Below are 22,137 nucleotides of genomic sequence, written 5' to 3' on the forward strand. Positions count from 1 at the left end.
AATTTTTTGGTATAAATAAGGTATTATAGTTAGTATTAGCTGTTAAATAATGAATAATTAACATGCTAAAGACACACCCCTTTTTAACATTCAATCGTCCGGAAGTTTGAACTGATACATAGGAAGGTCTGAACGAAACATTCATACTATAAAATTTTATATTGTACTATTTGGAGGAATTCAATTGAAGTCTCAACGTTTATTTCAACTAGCCATGGCATCTGCCTTAGCAACAAGTGCGATTGTTATCGCACCACCAGCATATGCAGCATTTTTTCCTGATGTTAATCCATCCACTGAAGAAGGAAAAGCTATCATTCAGTTAGCAGAGCGTGGCATTATTTCTGGCTATATGGACGGAACGTTTAAACCTGCAAACCCCATTACACGCACACAGGCTGCGAAAATTTTAGCAGGTATTTTAAAGTTAGATACAGTTCATGTAAAAAATCCTCAATTTAAGGACATTAAACCTGGCGATGAAAATTACGGAGCGATTGCCGCATTAGCCAATGCAGGAATAATTAATGGGGCAAATGGTTACTTCTACCCAAATCAAAATATTACACGCGAACAAATGTCAAAAATGATTGCTAAGGGCTTTGGATTAACGAGTCCAAGTAATACACAATTGCCATTTACAGATGTCAAAAAAGGAACTGAATTCGAGCCTCATATTAAAGCTTTATTTGCCAATGGCATTACAAAAGGAACGTCAGCCACTACATACGGTCCAAAGAGTCCTGTGAAGCGTTCCCAATTGGCTGCCTTCGTTGTACGTGCTGAAAAAATGTTAAGCAATGCAACCGTTTATGCAAGTCAATTTAAACAGGACTATATCTTTGCGTCTTATGGTGGTCTTGAGCCAGCAGAGGATATTTTCACATGGACTGAAGAGGAAGATATGACAGAGTCTATCACGATTACCCCTATAAAAGAAGGTACGGGCAAATTAGTGATTACTGGATTTACTGATGATTCAGAGGACTTTACAACTATTTTTTATTTAGTTCATGTGAAAAATGTCAATGGAAAGCTGAAGGTAACGCTTGAGGAAGTAAAGGAAGAGGATTATACAGAAAATTCACCACTTGATTTAGCAGAAAGTAATTTACCATTCGTGCCAACTGAGGTAACAGTTCAAAATATGAACGGGCAGGCACTTGCATCGAATTTATACAGCTTTAATCAGGATGATCAAACATTAACTATCTCGAAAAATGGACAGTTCATTGTTACATTTTCAGATGGGACACAGCAACAAAAGATGGCGGCTGATGTATATGCCTATGACTTTGTTCGCGGTATTGATTTGTACCATTTAACTGACGAATTAACACTATCAACGCCAGTATTACCTTTCGAGCCAGCTAGTGTAGCTCTTGAAGTTTTTGACTTTGAGCCAGCGCCTGTAAAAGCAACTATTCTTAATGGACAACTACATGTTACACCAAAAACAGAAGGTATTGCCATTCTTCATCTAACAGGTAAAAACGAGGAAACAGTCTATCTCTATGTGGAAAGTAAAAAAATTGCTGGACAATGGGCTTTTCTATATGAATTTGATATCTGAAATAATTTTTTAATAGCACAAAATGCCAGAAGAACATTATGAGTCTTCTGGCATTTCATTTTTAGATCGTATTTGCAATTCAGGCGTTCGCTCTAGTTGCTCAATAAATTTTTTCGTCTTAAAGCGGATACCTGTTTGTTCTTCATAGATGGTTGTAATAATTTTTTTGATGAAATATTTTGTTTCTTTTTTTAGCTCTATTTTTCCGATTTGATCGATTGGAACAGTATAAAACATACGTATAAGCTTCAGTTGTGTTGGTGTTAAACGAATGATATAGGGGTCATACTGATAACAGCGATGACATAAAAACCCTCCTTGTGCAAAGGAAAAAGCAAATTCCCCATCGACAGCACCACACGCAGCACAGGCATGTAAAATAGGTTGCACACCTGTATAGGGTAACATTTTCCACTCAACAAATAGTGTGATAGCTTCGGGATCATAGCCTTCCTCAATTGCTTGTAATGCGTGTAATAATACATCAAAAGCAAATGGCTCTGGTTTCCCTTCTTCCACGACACGTTCCACCAGTTCCATGATATAGCTAGCATAGGCAGTGGCCATAATATCTTCACGAATATGACGCATCGAGTTCAAATGCTCTCCTTGTTGTAATGTCCCCATACCAGTATGATGTTGCACCATAAACATGCCATAGGTAAAGGGTTGTGTGACGGACGCCAATCGACTAGAAGGCTTTTTTGCCCCCCTAGCCATTGTAGCCACTTTGCCAGCTTCTCGTGTTAGCAGAGTGACAATTTTATTGGATTCCCCATAAGCACGTACCTTTAATACAATGCCTTCCCATTTATGAAGCATAGTTCTCCTCCTTTCCTAAAAGAGCTATCCAAGAAAAGAGAGCTATCCAAAATGCTTTGGACAGCTCAAAGTAATACCTCTCAATTACACTCAGATTTTACTGAGCAGACGATTTGAAAAAAGACCTCCAGGAGGCAATCTATAACATCTGCTGAAGTCTATATTTTTAATTCAGCAGGCGTTTGAACATCTGCTAAGAAATTCACCCGATAAACACTGCTGGATTAGGATCACAACAGCTTAATATTCATCATCACGGAATCCAAAATCGCGTAAATGTGTAGATTTATTACGCCAATCTTTTTGTACCTTAACCCATAGCTCTAAATAGACTTTTGAGCCTAACAGCATTTCAATATCCTTTCGTGCACGTGTCCCTACTTCTTTCAGCAAGGCTCCACGTTTCCCAATGACAATGCCTTTTTGAGAATCGCGCTCCACAATAATCGTCGCGGCCACATGAATTTTGTCAGCATTTTCTTCATCACGGCGAATTTTATCAATCACCACTGCAATCGAGTGGGGAATTTCTTCACGTGTTAAATGTAAAACTTTTTCGCGTATCAGCTCTGAGATGATAAATCGCTCAGGATGATCCGTCACTTGATCTGCTGGGTAATATTGTGGTCCTTCTGGTAAATATTTTGCTAACGTCGCTAATAAATTTTCTACATTATTCCCTTGTAGTGCTGAAATCGGTACAATTTCTGCAAAATTATAGCGCTCTTTATAGTTCTCAATAATCCCTATTAATTCGTCTGGATGAATGGCATCAATTTTATTGATGACCAAAAAGACAGGCGTCGGATTCCCCGCCAACAATTCTAAAATGAATTCATCGCCTTTACCAAGTTTTTGCTCAGCATTGACCATAAACATAATAACATCCACTTCACGCAATGTATTTTTAGAAACTTTCAGCATGAAATCGCCTAGTTTATGTTTTGGTTTGTGAATACCTGGTGTATCAATAAAAATCATTTGGCTATCATCTGTTGTCAGTACACCTTGTACTTTATTTCGTGTTGTTTGTGGCTTATCACTCATGATCGCAATTTTTTGGCCAATGACACGATTTAAAAATGTCGATTTTCCTACATTTGGACGACCAATAATGGAGATAAAGCCTGACTTGTAGCCATTGTTAGTTTCCTGCATTCTCTAAATCCTCCGTCGTAAATGCAAACGGTAGTAATTCGCCTACCGACGTTACCGTCACATCACCTTTTAAGTTCGTTAAATAAACAGGCATAGTTGGTGCACAAAACTCCATCATTACCTGACGACATGCTCCACACGGTGCGCATGGCCCGTCCGTATCAGCAACAATGGCAATGGCTTCGAATTCATAAATGCCCTCTGATACAGCTTTAAAGAACGCTGTACGCTCCGCACAATTCGTCATACTATAGCCTGCATTTTCAATATTGCAGCCGTGAATGACCTCTCCCTCTTTTGTTAAAAGAGCTGCACCTACTTTAAATTTCGAGTATGGAACATAGGCTTTTTCACGTGCTTTTTTTGATTCCTCTAATAATCCTTGCATATCCACTGTCATCTATACAAATTCTCCCTCACATTATGGTTTATTTTCATTAAGAAGACACTCATTTCCATTAAAACCATTTTGGCAGAAAGATGAGTAATCCGATTATAGCACTGAATAGCGCAAATACAAGCACTGCACCTGCCGCAATATCTTTCGCCTGCTTAGCAAGTGGATGTATCTCTGGGGAAGCTAAATCAACCGCCCGTTCGATAGCTGTATTGATCATTTCCAGCGCAAACATTAGTGCTATTAATAGTAGCACAATATACCATTCCATACGAGATAAACCTGTCCAATAACCAGCCATTATAACAATGATTGCACTAATTATATGTGATTTTAAATTTTGTTCTTTACTTGCTGTGATAATGCCTTCCAATGCATAGCCAAAAGATCGCAAGTATTTGCGCAAATCCATTTAGTCTCGCCCTAAGCCGAAAGTTTGTAAAATTTCATCTTGCTTTGTAAACATTTTTTTCTCTTCTTCTGGCTCCATATGGTCATAACCAAGCAAATGTAAAAAGCCATGTACAGCTAAAAAACCTAATTCTCGTTCAAAGGAATGATTGTATTCCTCAGCCTGCTCTTTGGCACGGTCTGTAGAAATGATAATATCACCTAGTACACGTGGCATTCCTTCAAAAGTTACCTCGATTTCCCCTTCCCCTAGCTCCTCTAACGCAAAGGAAATGACATCTGTAGGCTGATCCTTGCCACGATACTCACGGTTAATATCTTGAATCGTCTCATTCGTTACAAACGTCACTGAAACCTCAGTTTCTGGCTCAATATTTTCAATACTCGCTGCATGCTGTAAAAGCTTTTCAACAAGCTCTGTATGTGGTGTAGCCACTTCATTTGTTTCATCTGTAAAATCAATTGTTAAAATCATAGATCCTCCTACTTATCTGCCTTTGGATATTCAATACGTGAGTGGAAAATACCATTCAACGTTTCACAAAGAACTCTCTCTATACATTTTAACTCTTTTATCGAAATATCGCATTCATCAAACTGATTATCCTGTACACGATCATCAATGATCGCTCGTACTAGCTTATGGATTTTTTCAGCATTTGGCTCTTTCATTGAACGAACTGCTGCCTCAACACTGTCAGCAACACTAATAACCGCTGCTTCCTTAGTTTGTGGTTTTGGACCTGGATAACGGAGCTTTGCCTCATCAATGCTTTTTCCTTGTTCCTTCGCTTTAAACAAGAAGAACTTTAATAAACTTGTACCATGATGTTGTAAAGCGATATCGATAATTTCTTGCGGCATTTTATAGCGTTTTAACATGTCGGCTCCATCTGTTGTATGGGCGATAATAATTTCTGCACTTGTCTCAGGCGGTAAAGAATCATGCGGATTAATACCTGACATTTGATTTTCAATGAAAAAGGCAGGACGCTTTGTTTTACCTATATCATGATAATAACAACCAACACGCGCTAGTAAACCATCTGCACCAATTTCTTCACAGGCAGCTTCTGCTAAATTCGCTACCATTACACTATGATGATATGTCCCTGGTGCTTCCATTAGTAATTTTTTTAATAAAGGATGATTAGGATTGGATAGCTCAATTAAACGCAGCGACGATAATAAGCTAAATGCTGACTCAAAGAATGGTAGAAGTCCCATTGTTAATGCCCCTGAAAGCAAGGCAGATAACATAGCTGCAATCAAGTAAAACACTAATTCTGGTAAGCCGTAGGATGATTGTGTCATGAGTAAATAAAAGGCGATAAATGCCATGTTGACAAGGGAAATCACACCAACTGCATGTAAAATATGTGAGCGTTTTTCCACACTACGCAAAAAGAACAGGCTTGCAAGCCCTCCAAAAATAATATACAACGTAATTTCCATTTGCATAACAGATGAATAGCCTTCTTGAAAAATAACACCTGCTGAGGCTGCGGTCATAACGGTAATGAGCACAGCTGCTCGTTCATCCGCTAATAATCGTACAAGCATTGTAGCTAATGCCGTCGGGAACAGAAAGGCAATCGTTACATCAAAGCCACCAGATACTAAGCTAATAAATTTCATGAGCAGGATAGACAATGTATAAACAATCACTGTCACTAATAAGGCATTGCGTTTTTTTCGTTCGTCAGCATCCCAACGCTCAAATAAAATATACATAAACATCATTTGCAGTAGCGTTAAAATAATAAGTCCAGCAATTGGCTTCAAGGATGCTTTATTACTTACCATACCCAATAGCTCTAATTGTCGGTAAGCCTCATTATCAATAATTTGACCTTCCTGCACAATGATTTGTCCTTGTAAGATTCGTGTCGGCTCGACGCTTTCCTTCGCCTGCTCTTTGCGAATTTTCGTTTGGTCTTCGTTAATCGTTTCATTTTCAATAATACTTGTACGCCCTATTAACACGACTGTATTGAATATTTTATCAGGATACCCTCGTTGCCCTCGAATCTTTGTCTCAAAATCATTTTGAGCAACAAAGACATTTTCAGGTCGGATAGACTTTTGTAAATAGTCCTCTACAAATTTGGATAATTGCGTACTAGTTCTGTTTAAATCTTCATCACTTTGCACTAACAGACCTTCCAGCTGTGAATCTGTAAAGATTAATGGCATCTGGTCTTCATCTATAGATTCGAATTTTTTGCGAAGCTGTGCAACTTGATCGGCAATAGGTATAGGTTCCTTACTGTTTGCAACATCCTTTTTCACTTCTAGTACATAATCAAACAATGATGTTACAATCGCTGCTCTTTGCTTGGCGACATCCTCCGAAAATTGATAGACTGAATCCACTGCATTGGCGGCTTTTTCCCGCTCTAGCTGCGTCTTATAAGTGTCTTCAATCGTTTTGGTAGATCGTACGGTTTCAGGCGCAAGCTGTAGTGGTTTGAAATCATATGTAACTCCCTTAACATTGCCATACATAAACGCAAACTGTAGGCCGCCTGTTAAAATGAGAATGATGATAATAAAGTAGCGAAAACCGATAAGCTCTGTAAATTTTCGAAGTTGTTTCTCCATTTGGCACCTCCTCTATCTACCTACTATCATACCAATTCAACATACATTTTTCTCGAAAAATGTATAAGAAAGCAAAAAACAGCTATACAATTTTGCATAGCCGTCACATTTTTTCCCATATTTTGATTAATTTCGTAGTTTAGCTATTTGCTTTGTAATGATGATTTTAAAACACTATCACATCTGTCGCTTCACTTTCCGGGCAGACTTTTTAAACCTCGTTGCCCCTGGCGCTTCGCTTGCCGGGCAGATTTTTTAAACCTCGTTGCCCCTGACGCTTCGCTTGCCGGGCAGACTTTTTAAACCTTGTTGCCCCTGACGCTTCGCTTGCCGGGCAGACTTTTTAAACCTTGTTGCCCCTGGCGCTTCGCTTGCCGGGCAGACTTTTTAAACCTCGTTGCCCCTGACGCTTCGCTTACGGGGCAGACTTTTTAAACCTCGTTGCCCCTGACGCTTCGCTTGCGGGGCAGACTTTTTAAACCTCGTTGCCCCTGACGCTTCGCTTACGGGGCAGACTTTTTAAACCTCGTTGCCCCTGACGCTTCGCTTACGGGGCAGACTTTAGAATTGCTTCGCAATTCTAAAGTTGCTGTTCTTCGTAGGCTTGGATGATTTTGGCTACGATTGGGTGGCGTACGACATCGCCTTGTTCTAATACTTGGAAATGTATAGATTTTACATATTTTAATGTACGCTCTGCTACAATCAAGCCAGATTCCGTATTTTTAGGTAGGTCAATTTGCGTTTTATCACCTGTAATGACCATTTTAGAACCGAAGCCTAGACGTGTTAAAAACATTTTCATTTGCTGATGTGTTGTATTTTGAGCCTCATCCAAAATAACAAAGGCATCATCTAATGTACGACCACGCATATAAGCTAATGGCGCGATTTCTATTGTTCCGCGTTCAATCAGTCTTTGTGTTTGTTCAGCCCCGTAAATGTCGTTTAAAGCGTCGTAGAGAGGTCTAAGATAAGGATCTACCTTTTCCTTTAAATCTCCTGGCAGAAATCCTAGAGACTCTCCTGCTTCAACAGCAGGGCGAGTTAAAATAATTCGCTTTACATGCCCATTTTTAAGTGCCTGTGTTGCCATGACTACCGCTAAATACGTTTTCCCAGTACCGGCTGGACCAATACCAAAAACAACGTCTTTATGACGGATTGCTTGTATGTATTCTCGTTGACCAATTGTTTTTGCACGGATTGGCTTGCCTTTCGTCGTGCGTGCTATTTCTTCATCATAAAGTTCTGCAAAATATTCAATCGTGCCTTTTTGTATCATTTCAATCGCTGTTGTAACATCCCGTTGATCAATATTAATTCCTTTGCGAATGACCTTCAATAGTGCATGCAGAAGTAAGGTTGCCTGCTCCTTAGCATTTTCTTCACCAGCCAGCTGAATTTGCTCACCGCGCGTAATGATATGAACATTTAGTGCTTCTTCGACTAATTTCATATTTGCATCTGAAATACCGAGTAGCATAACCGCTTCGTTTGGATTATCCACCTGTAATACAGTTAACTGTTCTGACATAATCATTCTCCTTGTAGGCCTTGTATTGGACTTGCAATGTTTTCATTGACTAAAAATAGAACTTTCCCTTCAACTGTACCATTCCCCCACTTTGCCTGTAAAAGGTTTTCTTTCTTGATCATTGTTTTTGCAGGTAACGAACGTAACACTTTTTCATGCAGTAGAGGGATTAGCAATGACTCTATTTTCGATTCATCAAGCTCCACTTGCATCGTATTTGTCTGTTGTTCCTCTACAATCGAAACATAGGGGTCTAACCAATTCGGTAAATCCTTCTTTTGTACATAATCTACTTTTTCTTTGTGTATCCCCTTTAGCAATACTCGCCACTGCTTTTGCTGCACAGTTTCCATTGTAATCGTTGTTGGGATTTTGAACGAGCATTCAAGCCAATAGTCTGCAAATACCTCTCCCTTAGCCCCAACATAAACTTGATCTGTACCACTTTCAATAACACCACTCACAAGGACGTCTCCCTCATAGGCTGTATCATTTATTGAAATCTTCCGTTCACCATTTTGTATATTAAAATGAGTAATGACACCACTTTTCGTTGCGACTAAATGCGAAGCTAATTTGTCATTCGATTGCTCTGTTTGCTTCGGTGATTCCTGAGGTCTCAGTATTACTCGTCCGCCGTGTTTATCAATATGCACCCATGATAGCTCTCGATGTTGCTCTAACAGCTTTTGACGTATGATGGTATTGGAAGGTAAACTTTTTTTAGAGAGCGGTGTTTCTAGTTGAAAGGTCTCTTGAAAGGTTTTGCCTAGCCGCTGCTCCAGTTCGGGTGTCGCTGCCTCAATGTCCACTCGCCAAATGACTTGTGCGCAGATAATAGGAATGACAATCATCAAGGTTAAGCCAAGCAAAGTCCAAAGCTGTGCTCGGAAAACTTGCAGCTCATCTGCATAAAAAACAGCCATTTTCAAACGAAACTGTCTTCGAGCACGGCGAATTTTTGGTAAGTAATGCATAGTTGTTTCAAAGGAAACTTCTTGCTCACGAAAGACTACACGCTTTAACGGAACATGCTGGGCGTGCAATGCTTGAATAAAAGGATGAACATTTTCATGGCGCTTTATACGTATAATGATAGGCCGATTATTCCACATTTTAGCTCACATCCATATTCTTTGCCTTTTTCATCTGAAGCTCCTGTAGATTATCAACAGAGAGATGAAGCATTTCTTCTTTTAGAGCATTAATCTTCACGGAATCTGCATTGACAGTAATATGATAATCTGCATAAACAAACGAACAGGTCGTAGCATCTGCATGGATAAACCGATAAGGTCCAATAATTTTTAATGATTCGTATTCTAACAATTCGAGTAGTGGCGTTAATTGAAATAATTTTTTCATAAAAAATGCCTCCTTCTTCGGCAATATATGCATCGAAAAAGGAGGACATGCTAGTTATTTTCTTTTTGCTTTAGGTGGTCCTAATATTTCAGCCATTACGATCGCTTGCATGAGATCGTTTTTCGATTGAGGTAATTGAAAAGTCGATGGCGCACCGACTGTTTGCACCTCTTTTTTCCCAGCAGCTAGACGTCCTCTACTTTCTCGAATAGAAGTACGACTAGGAACATCCGTTGGCATAACTGGCGGGGCCATATAGCTTGGTATTTCCTGCTTCACCTGTTCTTCGACCAACTTTTTAGGCTCTTCGGCTTTCTCATTTTCAGGAATCCAATCACCAATAAACTCTCGTGCAAAATCTTCAAAACTTTGCGCTCTCCCTGCACGATGCGGCGTTGTTTCCGCCATAACTGGAGGCTCTGCCGCTGTATCTTCATTAAAAGGAGGCATCTGTTTCTGAGGCTTTTTATTTTTTGATTTTCCGAAAATAGAGCTGGCTATGGCAATTAAGGCAAGAATTATTAATTGTTCCATATGTTAGTTCCGCTCCTTTCCGTTTTTAAGCATTTGGATCATTCGTGTCTGGCTTATCAGTGCTTACTTTTGAAATCGAGTCGCGCATCGCCGTATCCGCTTGAATGTTACGATAATTCATGTAATCCATAATGCCAAGATTACCAGAACGTAATGCTTCAGCCATAGCCTGTGGTACTTCTGCTTCAGCCTCTACTACTTTCGCCTTCATTTCTTGAACACGGGCAATCATTTCCTGCTCATTCGCTACAGCCATTGCACGGCGTTCTTCAGCTTTTGCCTGAGCAATGTTTTTATCCGCCTGTGCTTGTTCAATCTGTAATTCTGCACCGATGTTTTTACCGATATCTACGTCGGCAATATCAATGGATAAGATTTCAAAGGCTGTTCCTGAGTCCAAACCTTTTGATAATACTGTTTGTGAAATCATATCAGGATTTTCTAATACTTCTGTATGGTGCACAGCCGAACCGATTGTCGAAACAATCCCTTCACCAACACGGGCAATAACTGTTTCTTCACCAGCACCACCGACTAAACGCTCGATATTTGCACGCACTGTAATACGTGCCTTTGCTTTAACTTCAATCCCGTTCATTGCTACACCTGAAATAAATGGTGTTTCAATAACTTTTGGATTAACAGACATTTGAACCGCTTCTAATACATCTCGACCAGCTAAATCAATCGCTGCACAACGTTCAAAAGATAGTTCAATATTGGCACGGTGAGCTGCAATTAATGCATTGACAACACGGTCAACATTACCACCTGCTAAATAGTGACTCTCTAACTGATTAATCGTAACAGGTAAACCTGCTTTATGTGCTTTAATCAACGGATTGACAATTCGAGAAGGGATAACTCGACGTAAACGCATCCCAATTAATGTGAAAATACTAACACGAACGCCTGCTGCTAATGCAGAAATCCACAGTGCTACCGGTACAAAGGTAAAGAATACCGCAAGAACAATGAATAAAATAACCAGTCCAGCAATTGGACCAATTAAAGCTAAATCAAAACCCATTTTCTATTCCTCCATCTCTTTATCTGTTTGTCTCACAACAATACGTGAGCCTTCAACTTTAATAATTTCTACATGTTGATTGGCATCGATATAGCCACCTTCTGATACAATATCAATGCGTTCACTACCAAGTACCATTGTACCTGATGGACGTAGTGGTGTAAGCGTTTTCCCAATTTTTCCTAACAGTTCTGTGCGATTGACATTGGACACATACCCTTCTTCTGTCGTAGTTGCATCCATTAACACGAGCCTGTTTAAGACATGCATTTTTTTTCCGAAAAATTTCATCAGAATCACCATTCCTATCATCGCTATCACAAGCGCAATGAGAATTGCTACTATCATTTGCATCATATTTGCACCTGCCAGTATCAGACTTAGTAATATGAGCACGCCACCTAAAATTCCCACAATTCCTCCGGGGACAAAAAACTCTGCAATTACAAGGGCTAAACCAACTATAAATAACAATAATGTTTCATAACCAGCGAAGCCTGCAACCATATGTCCAAAGAAAAATAAACCAAGAGCTGATAGCCCCATTATACCTGGAACGCCAAATCCTGGCGAATATAGCTCCATCACCAGCCCTAAACTTGCGATAGACAATAAAATGGGTACAATGATTGGATTTGTAATAAAACGAGCCAATTTTTCAGAAAATGTTGGTTCGATGGGAACAATATCACTACTCTTTAGATTTGTTTTCGCTAAAAGCTCCTGAAAATTTTTAACCGTTCCTTCAGAATAGCGAACCTCCAATGCCTCTGAAGCAGATAAGGTTAACAAATTCTTTCCGCCAGCACGGTATTCTGGTAGTTCATAGTTGGTATCTGCCATTGCTAATGCATACTTAGGATCGCGACCTGACGTTTCTGCCGCTGCCTGCATTTGAGCAAGCCAAGCACTATTAGCTTTTAAATCTGCTGCATTACCTGCTGAATCAATGACCGCTGCTGCACCGATTGTTCCATTCGGCACCATGTAAATCTCATCCGCATGTAAGGCTAAAAAAGCACCAGCTGAATGCGCATCCTTATTAATATAAGCAATTGTACGTATCTCCGTTGCATCCATAAGCATGGCGATATCACTTGCAGCATTCACAAATCCGCCAGGCGTATGTATATCTAAGATAATCGCCTCTGCATAGTTTTCTTCAGCCTCTTTAAAAGCTCGTTCTAAAAATGCATGAAGCCCTCGCTCTACTTCATTATGAATTGGAACATGGTAGACCTTACTACTTGCAAAAGCTGACGTTAATGGAAACGCTAACAAAAAAGTCATCCATATTACTAGTAAATAGCTGAGGATTCTCCGTCTTCGCATCTTTTTCCCTCCCTTCTAACATGCTTCTCCCTTGTATATACGGTCAATCATGCGAAAAGTTTCACAAATCTTAAAATTTTTTAAGTTTATTTAAGATTCATTTCCTTTGAATGATTGACACTTAGTATGCTACAAAAAAAGCCGAATGAATCAATAAGATATCATTCGGCTTTTTCATATGTACGTAAGCGTGAGCAATGTAAAATACCTGAAATCAATCCTCCATGTGATTAATTTCAGGTATAATTTTGTCTGCTCAGTGAATCATACAATTGCGTGTTATGAACGTAGGGATTTTTAATGGGAAATTAAATTACCACTTACGTTTACGTGCAGCTTCTGATTTCTTTTTACGTTTTACGCTAGGTTTTTCGTAGAACTCGCGCTTTCTAACTTCTTGAATTGTACCACTTTTTGATACAGTACGTTTGAAGCGGCGAAGAGCATCTTCAAGCGATTCGTTTTTGCGAACGACAGTTTTTGACATCTCTCTTTCCCTCCCTCCGAACACACGTCAATACACAATTAGGCAAATTACCTTCTGTTGTGTACTAAAAAATTATATCGTATTGTCTAATAATGGTCAATAGAAAGTGTGCGAAATTATCAAGTGAATTTTTGGTTTTATTTTTGTTAACTTATTCAAATTGTATTTAGCTAGCAATATATCCAATATTTATTCTTCCTTCTAGTAAAACATGATTTATTGACAAACAAAAAGGCTGTTTCAAGTCCCCCTTGATCCAGCCAGCCACTTTTTAGAAAACTTTCTTCTGATCTCTATCATCTTTTAAAATTTCAACAGCCTCTCTAAAACGCTGGGAATGGACAATTTCCCGTTCACGTAAAAACTTTAAGCTATCATTTAAATCTGTGTCATCTGATAAATCAATAATCCATTGATAGGTGGCACGCGCCTTTTCCTCAGCAGCTATATCCTCATACAAATCTGCAATAGGATCACCCTTAGCCTGAATATAGGATGCTGTAAATGGTACCCCTGAAGCATTCTGATAAAATAAAGCACGATCATGATTTACATAATGGTCGCCTAGACCAGCCTCCTTGAGCATTTCAGGTGTCGCATCTTTTGTTAGCTTATAGATCATCGTGGCAATCATTTCTAAATGTGAAAATTCCTCCGTTGCTATATCAGTTAAGAGCCCTACCACTTTGTCTGGTATGGTATAGCGCTGATTCATATAGCGAAGGGCTGCTGCCAGTTCCCCATCTGCTCCTCCATATTGCTCAATTAAAAACTTAGCAAGCATTGGATTGCATGTACTAACTTTTACCGGATACTGGAGCTTTTTTTCGTAATACCACAAAGATTATTCCTCCTAGTTCTTTTGATTAGACCTGCCATGGCCACGGCGTATCAATCCAATTAAACGGATAATTCGAATAGCTTCTTCCAAAATTCATGAGCGGTCCATATTTCTGTTCGAAATCAACTTTAAGCTTCATGCTTTTCTCTGTATTTTCATTAAATTGCTGGATGGCATCATAATCGTGTGGATGGGTGTCTAAATAGAGGTTTAATTCCACGATGACGAAATCAATTGCCTGTATTTCTTCTAATTGCTGATAAAATTCAGGCGGCATCTTTTTAGTCATGCTTCACCCCTCCTTTTTAGGGGAAATGGATACGGGCTAAATAACTGTGGCCAAAGTGTTCCTGCCATTAGAGCTTCTCGTGGGGTTGGGAATTGTGGTAGTCCAGGTGGTTGAAAACCCATATATAATTGTGGTGGTGTAGCAAAGTATTTTACTTCGATAGGCTTACAAGGATCAAAAGGGCTAATATACGGTCTCCAAGCCTTATACTGTGTAAACATGGCATCCTCCTTTCTGTCTTCACATTCATCAGTGGAGTATATGTGCGGAAAAAAATATTATGTTTATTCGACACAAAGAAGCCATAAGCTCATGCAAATCTGTGCAAGAGCTTATGGCTTTAAAATTAGTAATTGGAATCTGCAATTAAGCCATTCATAATGGCAACACCAGAGCTTGCTCCAATACGTGTAGCACCAGCTTCTACCATTTTTTTCATATCCTCTAGGCTACGAACGCCACCTGAAGCTTTTACGCCCAATTCAGGACCTACTGTTTTTCGCATAAGAGCAATATCTTCTGCTGTTGCACCACCAGTTGAAAAACCTGTTGATGTTTTCACATAGTCAGCACCTGCTGCCACAGCTAGCTCACATGCCTTCACTTTCTCTTCATCTGTTAATAAACATGCTTCAATAATCACTTTCACAAGTGCGCTGCCTTTAGCCGCTTCTACAACTGCTGCAATATCAGCTTGTACATGCTCATAGTTTTTATCTTTTAATGCACCGATATTAATAACCATATCTACTTCTTTTGCACCGTTAGCAATCGCATCTTTTGCTTCAAATGCTTTCACTGCTGGTGTATTGGCACCGAGTGGGAAGCCAATAACCGTACAAACTAAAACATCTGACCCTTGCAATAATTCGCTACTACGCTTCACCCATGTTGGATTGACACATACTGAAGCAAAGTTAAATTGCTTAGCTTCTGCACATAATTTTTCAATTTGTTCCTTTGTTGCCTCAGCCTTTAATAATGTATGATCAATCATACGCGCAAAATTTTGTTCCATTGTTAAACGCTCCTTCATTAAGCAAGATGTACGTACCTCTTCGAATCATACCATTTTTTCTCGTTGCCGTCTAATTTCTTTCTTAGCCAATTATTCATTAAATGCTATGTCATTGTTTTTTGAAACTCTACTAAATGAAAATCCGCAGTGAATGGCTTTTCTGACCCTTCCTTATGCCAGTCGTGATAAACGCTCAGTAAGCTTATAAATGACTGATATATCCTCTTCTATTTCTTCTCTCGTCACATTCATTTCTACTCTCTCAGTTTGATTTTCTTCATTATAACAAGAAAAGTGGAATATTCATCCAATAAAAAAGGATTGCCTCAAAAGCAGGCAACCCTTTGCATATTAATTAACTGTTTCTAAAACACGTACAAATTGTCCTTGTGAGTGTGGATAGCCTGCTTGTGTAATTTTTACTTTTACAAGCTGTCCAATCAGACTTTCTGGACCTTCAAATACGATTTTCAAGTAATTATCAGTATAACCTGTTAGAAGACCTTGCTCTTCACTGCCATCATGCACAAATTCTTCAGGAATCACTTCTAATACTTGATCTTCAAAACGAGATGCATATTCTTTTGCCAGTTGATCATTTAAAGAGATCAGACGGTGTACACGCTCATTTTTAATGTCTTCATCAATTTGATCCTCCATGCGGGCAGCTGGTGTGCCTGTACGTGGAGAGAATGGGAAGACATGTAGTTCAGAGAATTTATGATCACGAATAAAGTTGAACGTTTCCATGAACTCTTCCTCTGTCTCACCTGGGAAGCCAACAATAACATCAGATGTTACAGCTAAATCTGGTAAAGCTTCATGTAATTTCGTTAAACGTTCCCCGAAAAATTCCATTGTATATTTACGACGCATACGTTTTAACACCGTATCAGAACCCGATTGGATTGGAATGTGTAAATGATTAACGACAATCTTCGACTCACGAAGGACTTCGATGACTTCATCCGTCAATTGACTAGCTTCAATGGACGAAATACGAAGACGCTTTAAGCCTTTTACATTAGCCTCTAAATCACGTAGTAACTGAGCAAGATTATAATCTTTTAAGTCTTGTCCATAGCCACCCGTATGAATACCCGTTAAAACAATTTCAAGATAGCCAGCCTCAACTAATTGCTGGGCTTGATGTAATACTTCTTGTGGATCACGAGAACGCATTAAGCCACGTGCCCACGGGATAATACAAAATGTACAGAAGTTGTTACAGCCTTCTTGTATTTTTAAGGATGCACGAGTACGGTCTGTAAATGCTGGTACATCTAATTCCTCATAAACGCGATTTTTCATAATATTACGTACGGCATTAATCGGTTGTCGTTCTGAACGATATTGATCGATATAGCCTAATAATTTCGTACGATCCTGTGTTCCTACAACAATATCTACGCCAGGAATCGCCATAATTTCAGCTGGGGATGTCTGTGCATAGCATCCCGTTACACAAATAACAGCATCAGGATTTTGTCGAACTGCGCGACGAATCACCTGACGAGATTTCTTATCTCCAGTATTGGTAACTGTACATGTATTAATGACATAAACGTCTGCTTGATGATCAAACTCTGTACGATCATAGCCATCTTCTTTGAACAGTTGCCAGATTGCTTCTGTTTCGTAATGATTTACTTTACAGCCAAGTGTGTGAAAAGCCACTTTTGACAAGGCTGAACACCTCTTTCATTCAAATTCATAGGATATGGCAGACAGTGCGTATAATGGCGCTGTTTCTGCTCGTAAAATTCTTGGTCCTAATGACATAGTTTGAGCGCCTGCATGTAACAGCGCTTCTGACTCTTGACGAGAAATGCCCCCCTCTGGACCAAAGATTATAAGCATTGATTTCGACTTCTTATCATACACGTTTTTTAGCTTCTCCGCAAACCTTGTGCGCTTTTCAGCCTTTGCATCCTCTTCATCTGCAATAAAAACGGCATCGAATTGATCTATTTGTTGTAGGAGCTGTTTAAAGGTAATTGGTTCAAAAACTTCTGGGATATGTGTACGATGGGCTTGTTCTGCGGCCTCTTTAGCAATTTTTTGTAATCTTTCTTGCTTTTTTGCCCCTTTTTTCTTGTCCCATTTCACAATGGAACGTTCAGCTTCAAATGGCTGTAATGCAAACATCCCAAGCTCCGTCGCTTTTTGTGTAATTAGCTCTAGCTTATCGCCCTTTGGCAAGCCACAAGCTACTGTTACATAAATAGGTAGCTCTGGTGAAGGTATTGTTTGACCAGTCGCTTCAATCACGACCTCATCCCCTTCAAACCCTTCGATTGTACATATATGAGCGGTGTTTTGTGCAACAACAACGATTTTGTCGCCCTGCTTCATCCGCATTACTCGCTCAATATGGCGTGCATCTTCTCCGCTAATACGTGCATTTTCTATGGCTGTTTCAATAAAATAACGTTGCATGCTACACAGTCCTTTCTAGCAAGACAGGAAAACGCCAAATCACAAGCACACGGCTTACGATTTGGCGCTTCTTCAGTCAGGTTATAGCGGTCGACGAGCAATAATAGCTACCCAATCTTCCATTAATAATACTTCTTCAATCACAAAGCCTGAAGCTTCTAGTGCTGCTTTGACATCATCACGTTTTGCCCCGATAATGCCTGAAGTGACATATAATCCACCTGGTTTCACAATTGTAAATGCGTCGTCAGTGAAAGACATAATGATTTCGGCCAAAATATTAGCCACCACCACGTCTGCTGGTTCTTTGACAGTATCTAATAAGTTACCATGGAATACCTCTACCTTATCTTCTACTTTATTCAACGCCACATTTTCTTGTGCCGAACGTACAGCTACCTCGTCTAAATCGAGAGCATGCACACTTTTAGCACCAAGTAATGCTGCACCAATAGATAATACACCGGATCCTGTACCGATATCGACAACTGTATCCTCTTCTTTAATGACCTTTTCAAGTCCTTGTAAACACATCACCGTCGTTGGATGTGTACCTGTACCAAAAGCCATACCAGGATCTAATTCAATAATCAGTTCATCTGTTGAAACAGGTGTATAATCCTCCCATGTTGGTACGATTGTAAAGCGTTCAGAAATTTTGACAGGATGGTAGTATTGCTTCCAGGCAGTTGCCCAATCTTCCTCATTGACTTCAACAATGGAGACAACATTTTCACCGATATCAATGTTAAAGTTCGTCAAGTTTGTGATGGCTGCTTTAATTTCTTCGACCGTTTCATTTAAAAAACTAGACTCTGATAAATAAGCTTTGACAATGACGCCATCTTTCGGAAAATCATCTTCATTTAGCGCATAAATTTCACCATATTGATCTTCACGTGGCTTCGCAAATTCTGCAGAATCTTCGATGACAACACCACTTGCACCTGCTTCATGCAAAATATTCGAAATTGCTTCTACCGCTTCATTTTTTGTATGAATGGATAATTCAGACCACTTCACGTAGCTCTTCAGCTCCCTCTAATTATTCACCTTGGAATTTTTTCTTAATTTTATCGAATAGTGAACTACCTTGTTCTTCAGGGATATCGCCACTAATTTCAGCAAATTCTCGTAGTAATTGCTTTTGCTTTTCTGTTAATTTCTCAGGTGTCATGACTTTGACCGTTACATACTGATTCCCCATACCATAGCCATGAACATTTTTAACGCCTTTATCTTTAAGACGGAATTGGGCGCCTGACTGTGTGCCAGCTGGGATACGTAATTTGACTTTACCATGCACTGTAGGCACTTCAATTTCATCTCCAAGTGCGGCTTGAGGGAATGTCAACTTCAACTCGAAGTAAATATCGTCCCCATCACGTTCAAATTCTTTATGCCCTTGAACACGGAACATAATATATAAATCCCCTGCAGGACCACCGTTAATACCTGGTTCACCTTGACCCGATACACGAATTTGTTGTCCATCATCCACACCTGCTGGAATCGTCACTTTAATTTTCTTGCGTTTTTGAACTTTTCCTTCTCCACGACAAGTTGAACATTTTTCTTTAATGATTTTACCTGTACCATGGCAAGTCGTACATGCACGACGGTTCATCATGCGACCAAACGGTGTATCCACTGCTTGGTTGATTTGTCCAGCCCCATTACATGTCGAACATGTTTCTGGCTGTGTGCCTGGCTTCGCTCCTGAGCCATGACATGTTTCACACGTTTCATCTTTCGGAATTTCTATTTCTGTTTCTTTCCCAAAAATAGCTTCCTCAAATTTAATATTCATGCGATATTGTAGATCATCGCCTTTACGTGGCGCATTTGGGTCTTGACGGCGACCACTACCACCGAAGAAAGAGCTGAAAATATCCTCGAAGCCGCCAAAGCCGCCGCCTCCAAAGCCACCACCAAAGCCCGCATTCGGGTCTTCATGACCAAATTGGTCGTAGCGTGCTTTTTTCTGGTCGTCGCTTAATACTTCATATGCTTCAGCGATTTCTTTGAATTTTTCATCTGCACCCGGCTCTTTATTAAGATCAGGGTGATATTGTTTTGATAATTTACGGTATGCTTTTTTAATTTCATCTTTAGAAGCTGATTTTGTTAAACCAAGCACCTCGTAATAATCGCGTTTCTCCATGATTCACACTCCGCTCTGTTTGCATAAAATCTATTGTAACATGCAGTTGTTAAAACTGCCTTATTTTTTCGATTAATCATCCCATAAAATTGAGGTTTTCACTTCCTAGCAGCTAACGTATGCAACTATTCCATAAATGGTGTCATTTACGTGAAGCGATCACAACATCATGACAAAAGCCAAAGCCGCAAGCGGTCTTTGGCTTTTTCACTTAACTGTGTTACTTCCTATTTATCATCTTTTACTTCTTCGAAATCAGCGTCTACAACACCGTCATCTTTTTTACCAGCGCCAGTGTCTGCACCTGCGTCGCCACCTTGAGCCGCTTGAGCTGCCGCTGCCGCTTGCTCATAAACTTTCATCACTAGTGGCTGTAATACGCCTTCTAATTTTTCTTTTGCTGCTTTAATGCCTTCTAATTCACCAGCTTCAAGCGCTTTTTTCAATTCATCACGAGCGTCTTCAACAGATTTTTTCTCATCTTCTGTAATTTGCTCGCCTAAGTCAGCAATTGTTTTATCCACTTGGAATACTAATTGGTCTGCTTCGTTGCGAAGATCTGCTTCTTCTTTACGTTTAGCATCCGCTTCAGCATTAGACTCTGCGTCTTTTACCATGCGTTCAATTTCTTCCTCTGATAGACCAGAATCAGATTGAATCACAATTGTTTGCTCTTTGTTTGTACCAAGGTCTTTCGCTTTGACAGATACGATACCGTTTTTATCAATATCGAATGTTACTTCGATTTGAGGTACACCACGTGGTGCTGGTGGAATATCTGCTAATTGGAAGCGACCTAATGTTTTATTGTCAGCTGCCATTGAACGCTCACCTTGTAGAACATGAATATCTACTGCTGGTTGGTTATCAGCTGCTGTAGAGAATACTTGTGATTTAGAAGTAGGAATTGTTGTGTTACGGTCGATTAATTTTGTGAACACGCCACCCATTGTTTCAATACCAAGTGAAAGTGGTGTTACGTCAAGTAATACTACGTCTTTTACATCACCTGTTAATACGCCACCTTGTACAGCAGCACCCATAGCTACTACTTCGTCAGGGTTTACACCACGGTGAGGCTCTTTACCAGTTTCTTTACGTACCGCTTCTTGTACTGCTGGAATACGCGTAGAACCACCAACTAAAATAACTTGGTCGATTTCAGAAGTTGAAAGACCTGCATCAGACAATGCTTGACGTACTGGTCCAACTGTACGATTTACTAATGGTAATGTAATTTCGTCAAATTTTGCACGAGTTAAAGAAATTTCTAAGTGTAAAGGACCTGCTTCACCAGCTGTAATGAATGGTAAAGAGATTTGTGTTGATGTTACACCAGATAAATCTTTTTTCGCTTTTTCAGCGGCATCTTTTAAACGTTGCATCGCCATTTTATCTTTTGATAAATCAATACCGTTTTCTTTTTTGAATTCAGCTACTAGATATTCAATAACCGCGTCATCGAAATCATCCCCACCCAGTTTGTTATCACCAGCTGTAGCTAATACTTCAAAGACACCGTCACCTAACTCAAGGATAGATACGTCAAACGTACCGCCACCAAGGTCAAATACTAATACTTTTTGGTCTTGGTCTTGTTTGTCTAAACCATAAGCAAGTGCAGCAGCAGTTGGTTCGTTGATGATACGCTCTACTTCTAGACCTGCGATTTTACCAGCATCTTTTGTAGCTTGGCGTTGTGCATCATTAAAGTAAGCAGGAACTGTAATAACTGCTTTTGTTACTTTTTCCCCTAAGTAATCTTCTGCATAACCTTTTAAGTATTGAAGAATCATAGCCGATACTTCTTGTGGTGTGTAATCTTTATCTTCTACTGTTACTTTATCAGCTGTACCCATTTTTGATTTAATAGACATAATTGTATTAGGGTTTGTTACAGATTGACGTTTCGCTACTTCACCAACTTGACGTTCACCATTTTTAAATGCAACAACAGATGGTGTCGTACGGTTACCTTCTGGATTTGGAATTACTTTTGGTTCTCCACCTTCAAGTACAGAAACGCAAGAGTTTGTTGTTCCTAAGTCAATACCAATAATTTTGCTCATTAAAATTTCCTCCTATTATGTCAACGCAAGGGATGCGTTTTCTAACTAATTTTAATTGACTAAATAG

General features: G+C 39.6%; 23 protein-coding genes. 1 reads left to right on the plus strand and 22 read right to left on the minus strand.

What is annotated here, in order from left to right; genetic code table 11:
• The first annotated feature begins 184 nt into the window (after positions 1-184).
• On the plus strand, positions 185-1,573 hold the full coding sequence (locus MHI04_RS14850) for an S-layer homology domain-containing protein (protein ID WP_342534975.1): 1,389 nt from the start codon (positions 185-187) through the stop codon (positions 1,571-1,573).
• Between the two features lie 36 nt (positions 1,574-1,609).
• Here the strand turns inward: MHI04_RS14850 and recO are convergent, their stop codons facing one another.
• From recO to dnaK, 22 genes are all read right to left on the minus strand, one after another.
• Positions 1,610-2,395 (minus strand): DNA repair protein RecO, encoded by a 786-nt coding sequence (gene recO / locus MHI04_RS14855; protein ID WP_036120522.1) that lies wholly within the window; start codon positions 2,393-2,395, stop codon positions 1,610-1,612.
• Positions 2,396-2,635: 240 nt separating this feature from the next.
• Positions 2,636-3,553: a GTPase Era gene (gene era, locus MHI04_RS14860; RefSeq protein WP_340834698.1), complete on the minus strand. Its 918-nt coding sequence runs from the start codon at positions 3,551-3,553 to the stop codon at positions 2,636-2,638.
• The gene (locus MHI04_RS14865; protein WP_080717050.1) at positions 3,540-3,953 is read right to left on the minus strand and encodes a cytidine deaminase; all 414 of its coding nucleotides are present in this window, start codon (positions 3,951-3,953) and stop codon (positions 3,540-3,542) included. The genes era and MHI04_RS14865 overlap by 14 nt, the downstream gene beginning before the upstream one ends.
• A 58-nt stretch (positions 3,954-4,011) precedes the next feature.
• Positions 4,012-4,362: a diacylglycerol kinase family protein gene (locus MHI04_RS14870; protein WP_036120529.1), complete on the minus strand. Its 351-nt coding sequence runs from the start codon at positions 4,360-4,362 to the stop codon at positions 4,012-4,014.
• Positions 4,363-4,836 carry an rRNA maturation RNase YbeY gene (gene ybeY, locus MHI04_RS14875; RefSeq protein ID WP_036120532.1) on the minus strand — a complete coding sequence of 158 codons (474 nt, stop codon included), beginning with the start codon at positions 4,834-4,836 and terminating at the stop codon, positions 4,363-4,365. It lies immediately after the preceding gene.
• Positions 4,837-4,844: 8 nt separating this feature from the next.
• Positions 4,845-6,965: an HD family phosphohydrolase gene (locus MHI04_RS14880; RefSeq protein ID WP_058844758.1), complete on the minus strand. Its 2,121-nt coding sequence runs from the start codon at positions 6,963-6,965 to the stop codon at positions 4,845-4,847.
• A gap of 580 nt (positions 6,966-7,545) precedes the next feature.
• Positions 7,546-8,502: a PhoH family protein gene (locus MHI04_RS14885; protein WP_036121651.1), complete on the minus strand. Its 957-nt coding sequence runs from the start codon at positions 8,500-8,502 to the stop codon at positions 7,546-7,548.
• A 2-nt stretch (positions 8,503-8,504) separates the two neighbouring features.
• Positions 8,505-9,617 carry a sporulation protein YqfD gene (locus tag MHI04_RS14890; RefSeq protein ID WP_036121654.1) on the minus strand — a complete coding sequence of 371 codons (1,113 nt, stop codon included), beginning with the start codon at positions 9,615-9,617 and terminating at the stop codon, positions 8,505-8,507.
• Position 9,618: 1 nt separating this feature from the next.
• Entirely contained in the window at positions 9,619-9,867 is a 249-nt protein-coding gene (locus MHI04_RS14895; RefSeq protein ID WP_036121657.1) for a hypothetical protein, read from the minus strand.
• Between the two features lie 54 nt (positions 9,868-9,921).
• Positions 9,922-10,401, minus strand: a complete 480-nt coding sequence (locus MHI04_RS14900; RefSeq protein WP_036121662.1) for a hypothetical protein — start codon at positions 10,399-10,401, stop codon at positions 9,922-9,924.
• A gap of 25 nt (positions 10,402-10,426) precedes the next feature.
• A complete protein-coding gene (gene floA / locus MHI04_RS14905) occupies positions 10,427-11,431 on the minus strand; it encodes a flotillin-like protein FloA (protein WP_036121665.1) in 1,005 nt (334 codons plus the stop codon).
• Positions 11,432-11,434: 3 nt separating this feature from the next.
• Positions 11,435-12,763 (minus strand): nodulation protein NfeD, encoded by a 1,329-nt coding sequence (locus MHI04_RS14910; RefSeq protein WP_036121667.1) that lies wholly within the window; start codon positions 12,761-12,763, stop codon positions 11,435-11,437.
• 313 nt (positions 12,764-13,076) lie between these two features.
• Entirely contained in the window at positions 13,077-13,250 is a 174-nt protein-coding gene (rpsU, locus tag MHI04_RS14915; RefSeq protein WP_004227078.1) for a 30S ribosomal protein S21, read from the minus strand.
• Positions 13,251-13,521: 271 nt separating this feature from the next.
• Positions 13,522-14,091: a manganese catalase family protein gene (locus MHI04_RS14920; RefSeq protein WP_036121670.1), complete on the minus strand. Its 570-nt coding sequence runs from the start codon at positions 14,089-14,091 to the stop codon at positions 13,522-13,524.
• A 25-nt stretch (positions 14,092-14,116) separates the two neighbouring features.
• Complete coding sequence (locus MHI04_RS14925) at positions 14,117-14,380, minus strand: spore coat protein CotJB (protein ID WP_036121673.1); 264 nt, start codon at positions 14,378-14,380, stop codon at positions 14,117-14,119.
• Entirely contained in the window at positions 14,377-14,601 is a 225-nt protein-coding gene (locus MHI04_RS14930) for a spore coat associated protein CotJA (protein WP_101966494.1), read from the minus strand. Before MHI04_RS14930 ends, MHI04_RS14925 begins: the two co-directional genes overlap by 4 nt.
• 125 nt (positions 14,602-14,726) lie before the next feature.
• Positions 14,727-15,398, minus strand: coding sequence for a deoxyribose-phosphate aldolase (gene deoC / locus MHI04_RS14935; RefSeq protein WP_036121676.1), 672 nt, complete (start codon positions 15,396-15,398; stop codon positions 14,727-14,729).
• Positions 15,399-15,749: 351 nt separating this feature from the next.
• Positions 15,750-17,084 carry a tRNA (N(6)-L-threonylcarbamoyladenosine(37)-C(2))-methylthiotransferase MtaB gene (mtaB, locus tag MHI04_RS14940; RefSeq protein WP_036121680.1) on the minus strand — a complete coding sequence of 445 codons (1,335 nt, stop codon included), beginning with the start codon at positions 17,082-17,084 and terminating at the stop codon, positions 15,750-15,752.
• Between the two features lie 15 nt (positions 17,085-17,099).
• Complete coding sequence (locus MHI04_RS14945; RefSeq protein ID WP_271910445.1) at positions 17,100-17,837, minus strand: 16S rRNA (uracil(1498)-N(3))-methyltransferase; 738 nt, start codon at positions 17,835-17,837, stop codon at positions 17,100-17,102.
• Between the two features lie 81 nt (positions 17,838-17,918).
• Positions 17,919-18,860, minus strand: coding sequence for a 50S ribosomal protein L11 methyltransferase (gene prmA / locus MHI04_RS14950; RefSeq protein ID WP_036121686.1), 942 nt, complete (start codon positions 18,858-18,860; stop codon positions 17,919-17,921).
• Positions 18,861-18,882: 22 nt separating this feature from the next.
• Complete coding sequence (gene dnaJ / locus MHI04_RS14955; protein WP_036121690.1) at positions 18,883-20,001, minus strand: molecular chaperone DnaJ; 1,119 nt, start codon at positions 19,999-20,001, stop codon at positions 18,883-18,885.
• Positions 20,002-20,228: 227 nt separating this feature from the next.
• Positions 20,229-22,070 (minus strand): molecular chaperone DnaK, encoded by a 1,842-nt coding sequence (dnaK, locus tag MHI04_RS14960; RefSeq protein WP_036121693.1) that lies wholly within the window; start codon positions 22,068-22,070, stop codon positions 20,229-20,231.
• Positions 22,071-22,137 lie beyond the last annotated feature (67 nt).

The organism is Lysinibacillus sp. FSL K6-1151 (assembly GCF_038630755.1).
GTDB classification, from domain to species: Bacteria; Bacillota; Bacilli; order Bacillales_A; family Planococcaceae; genus Lysinibacillus; species Lysinibacillus fusiformis_D.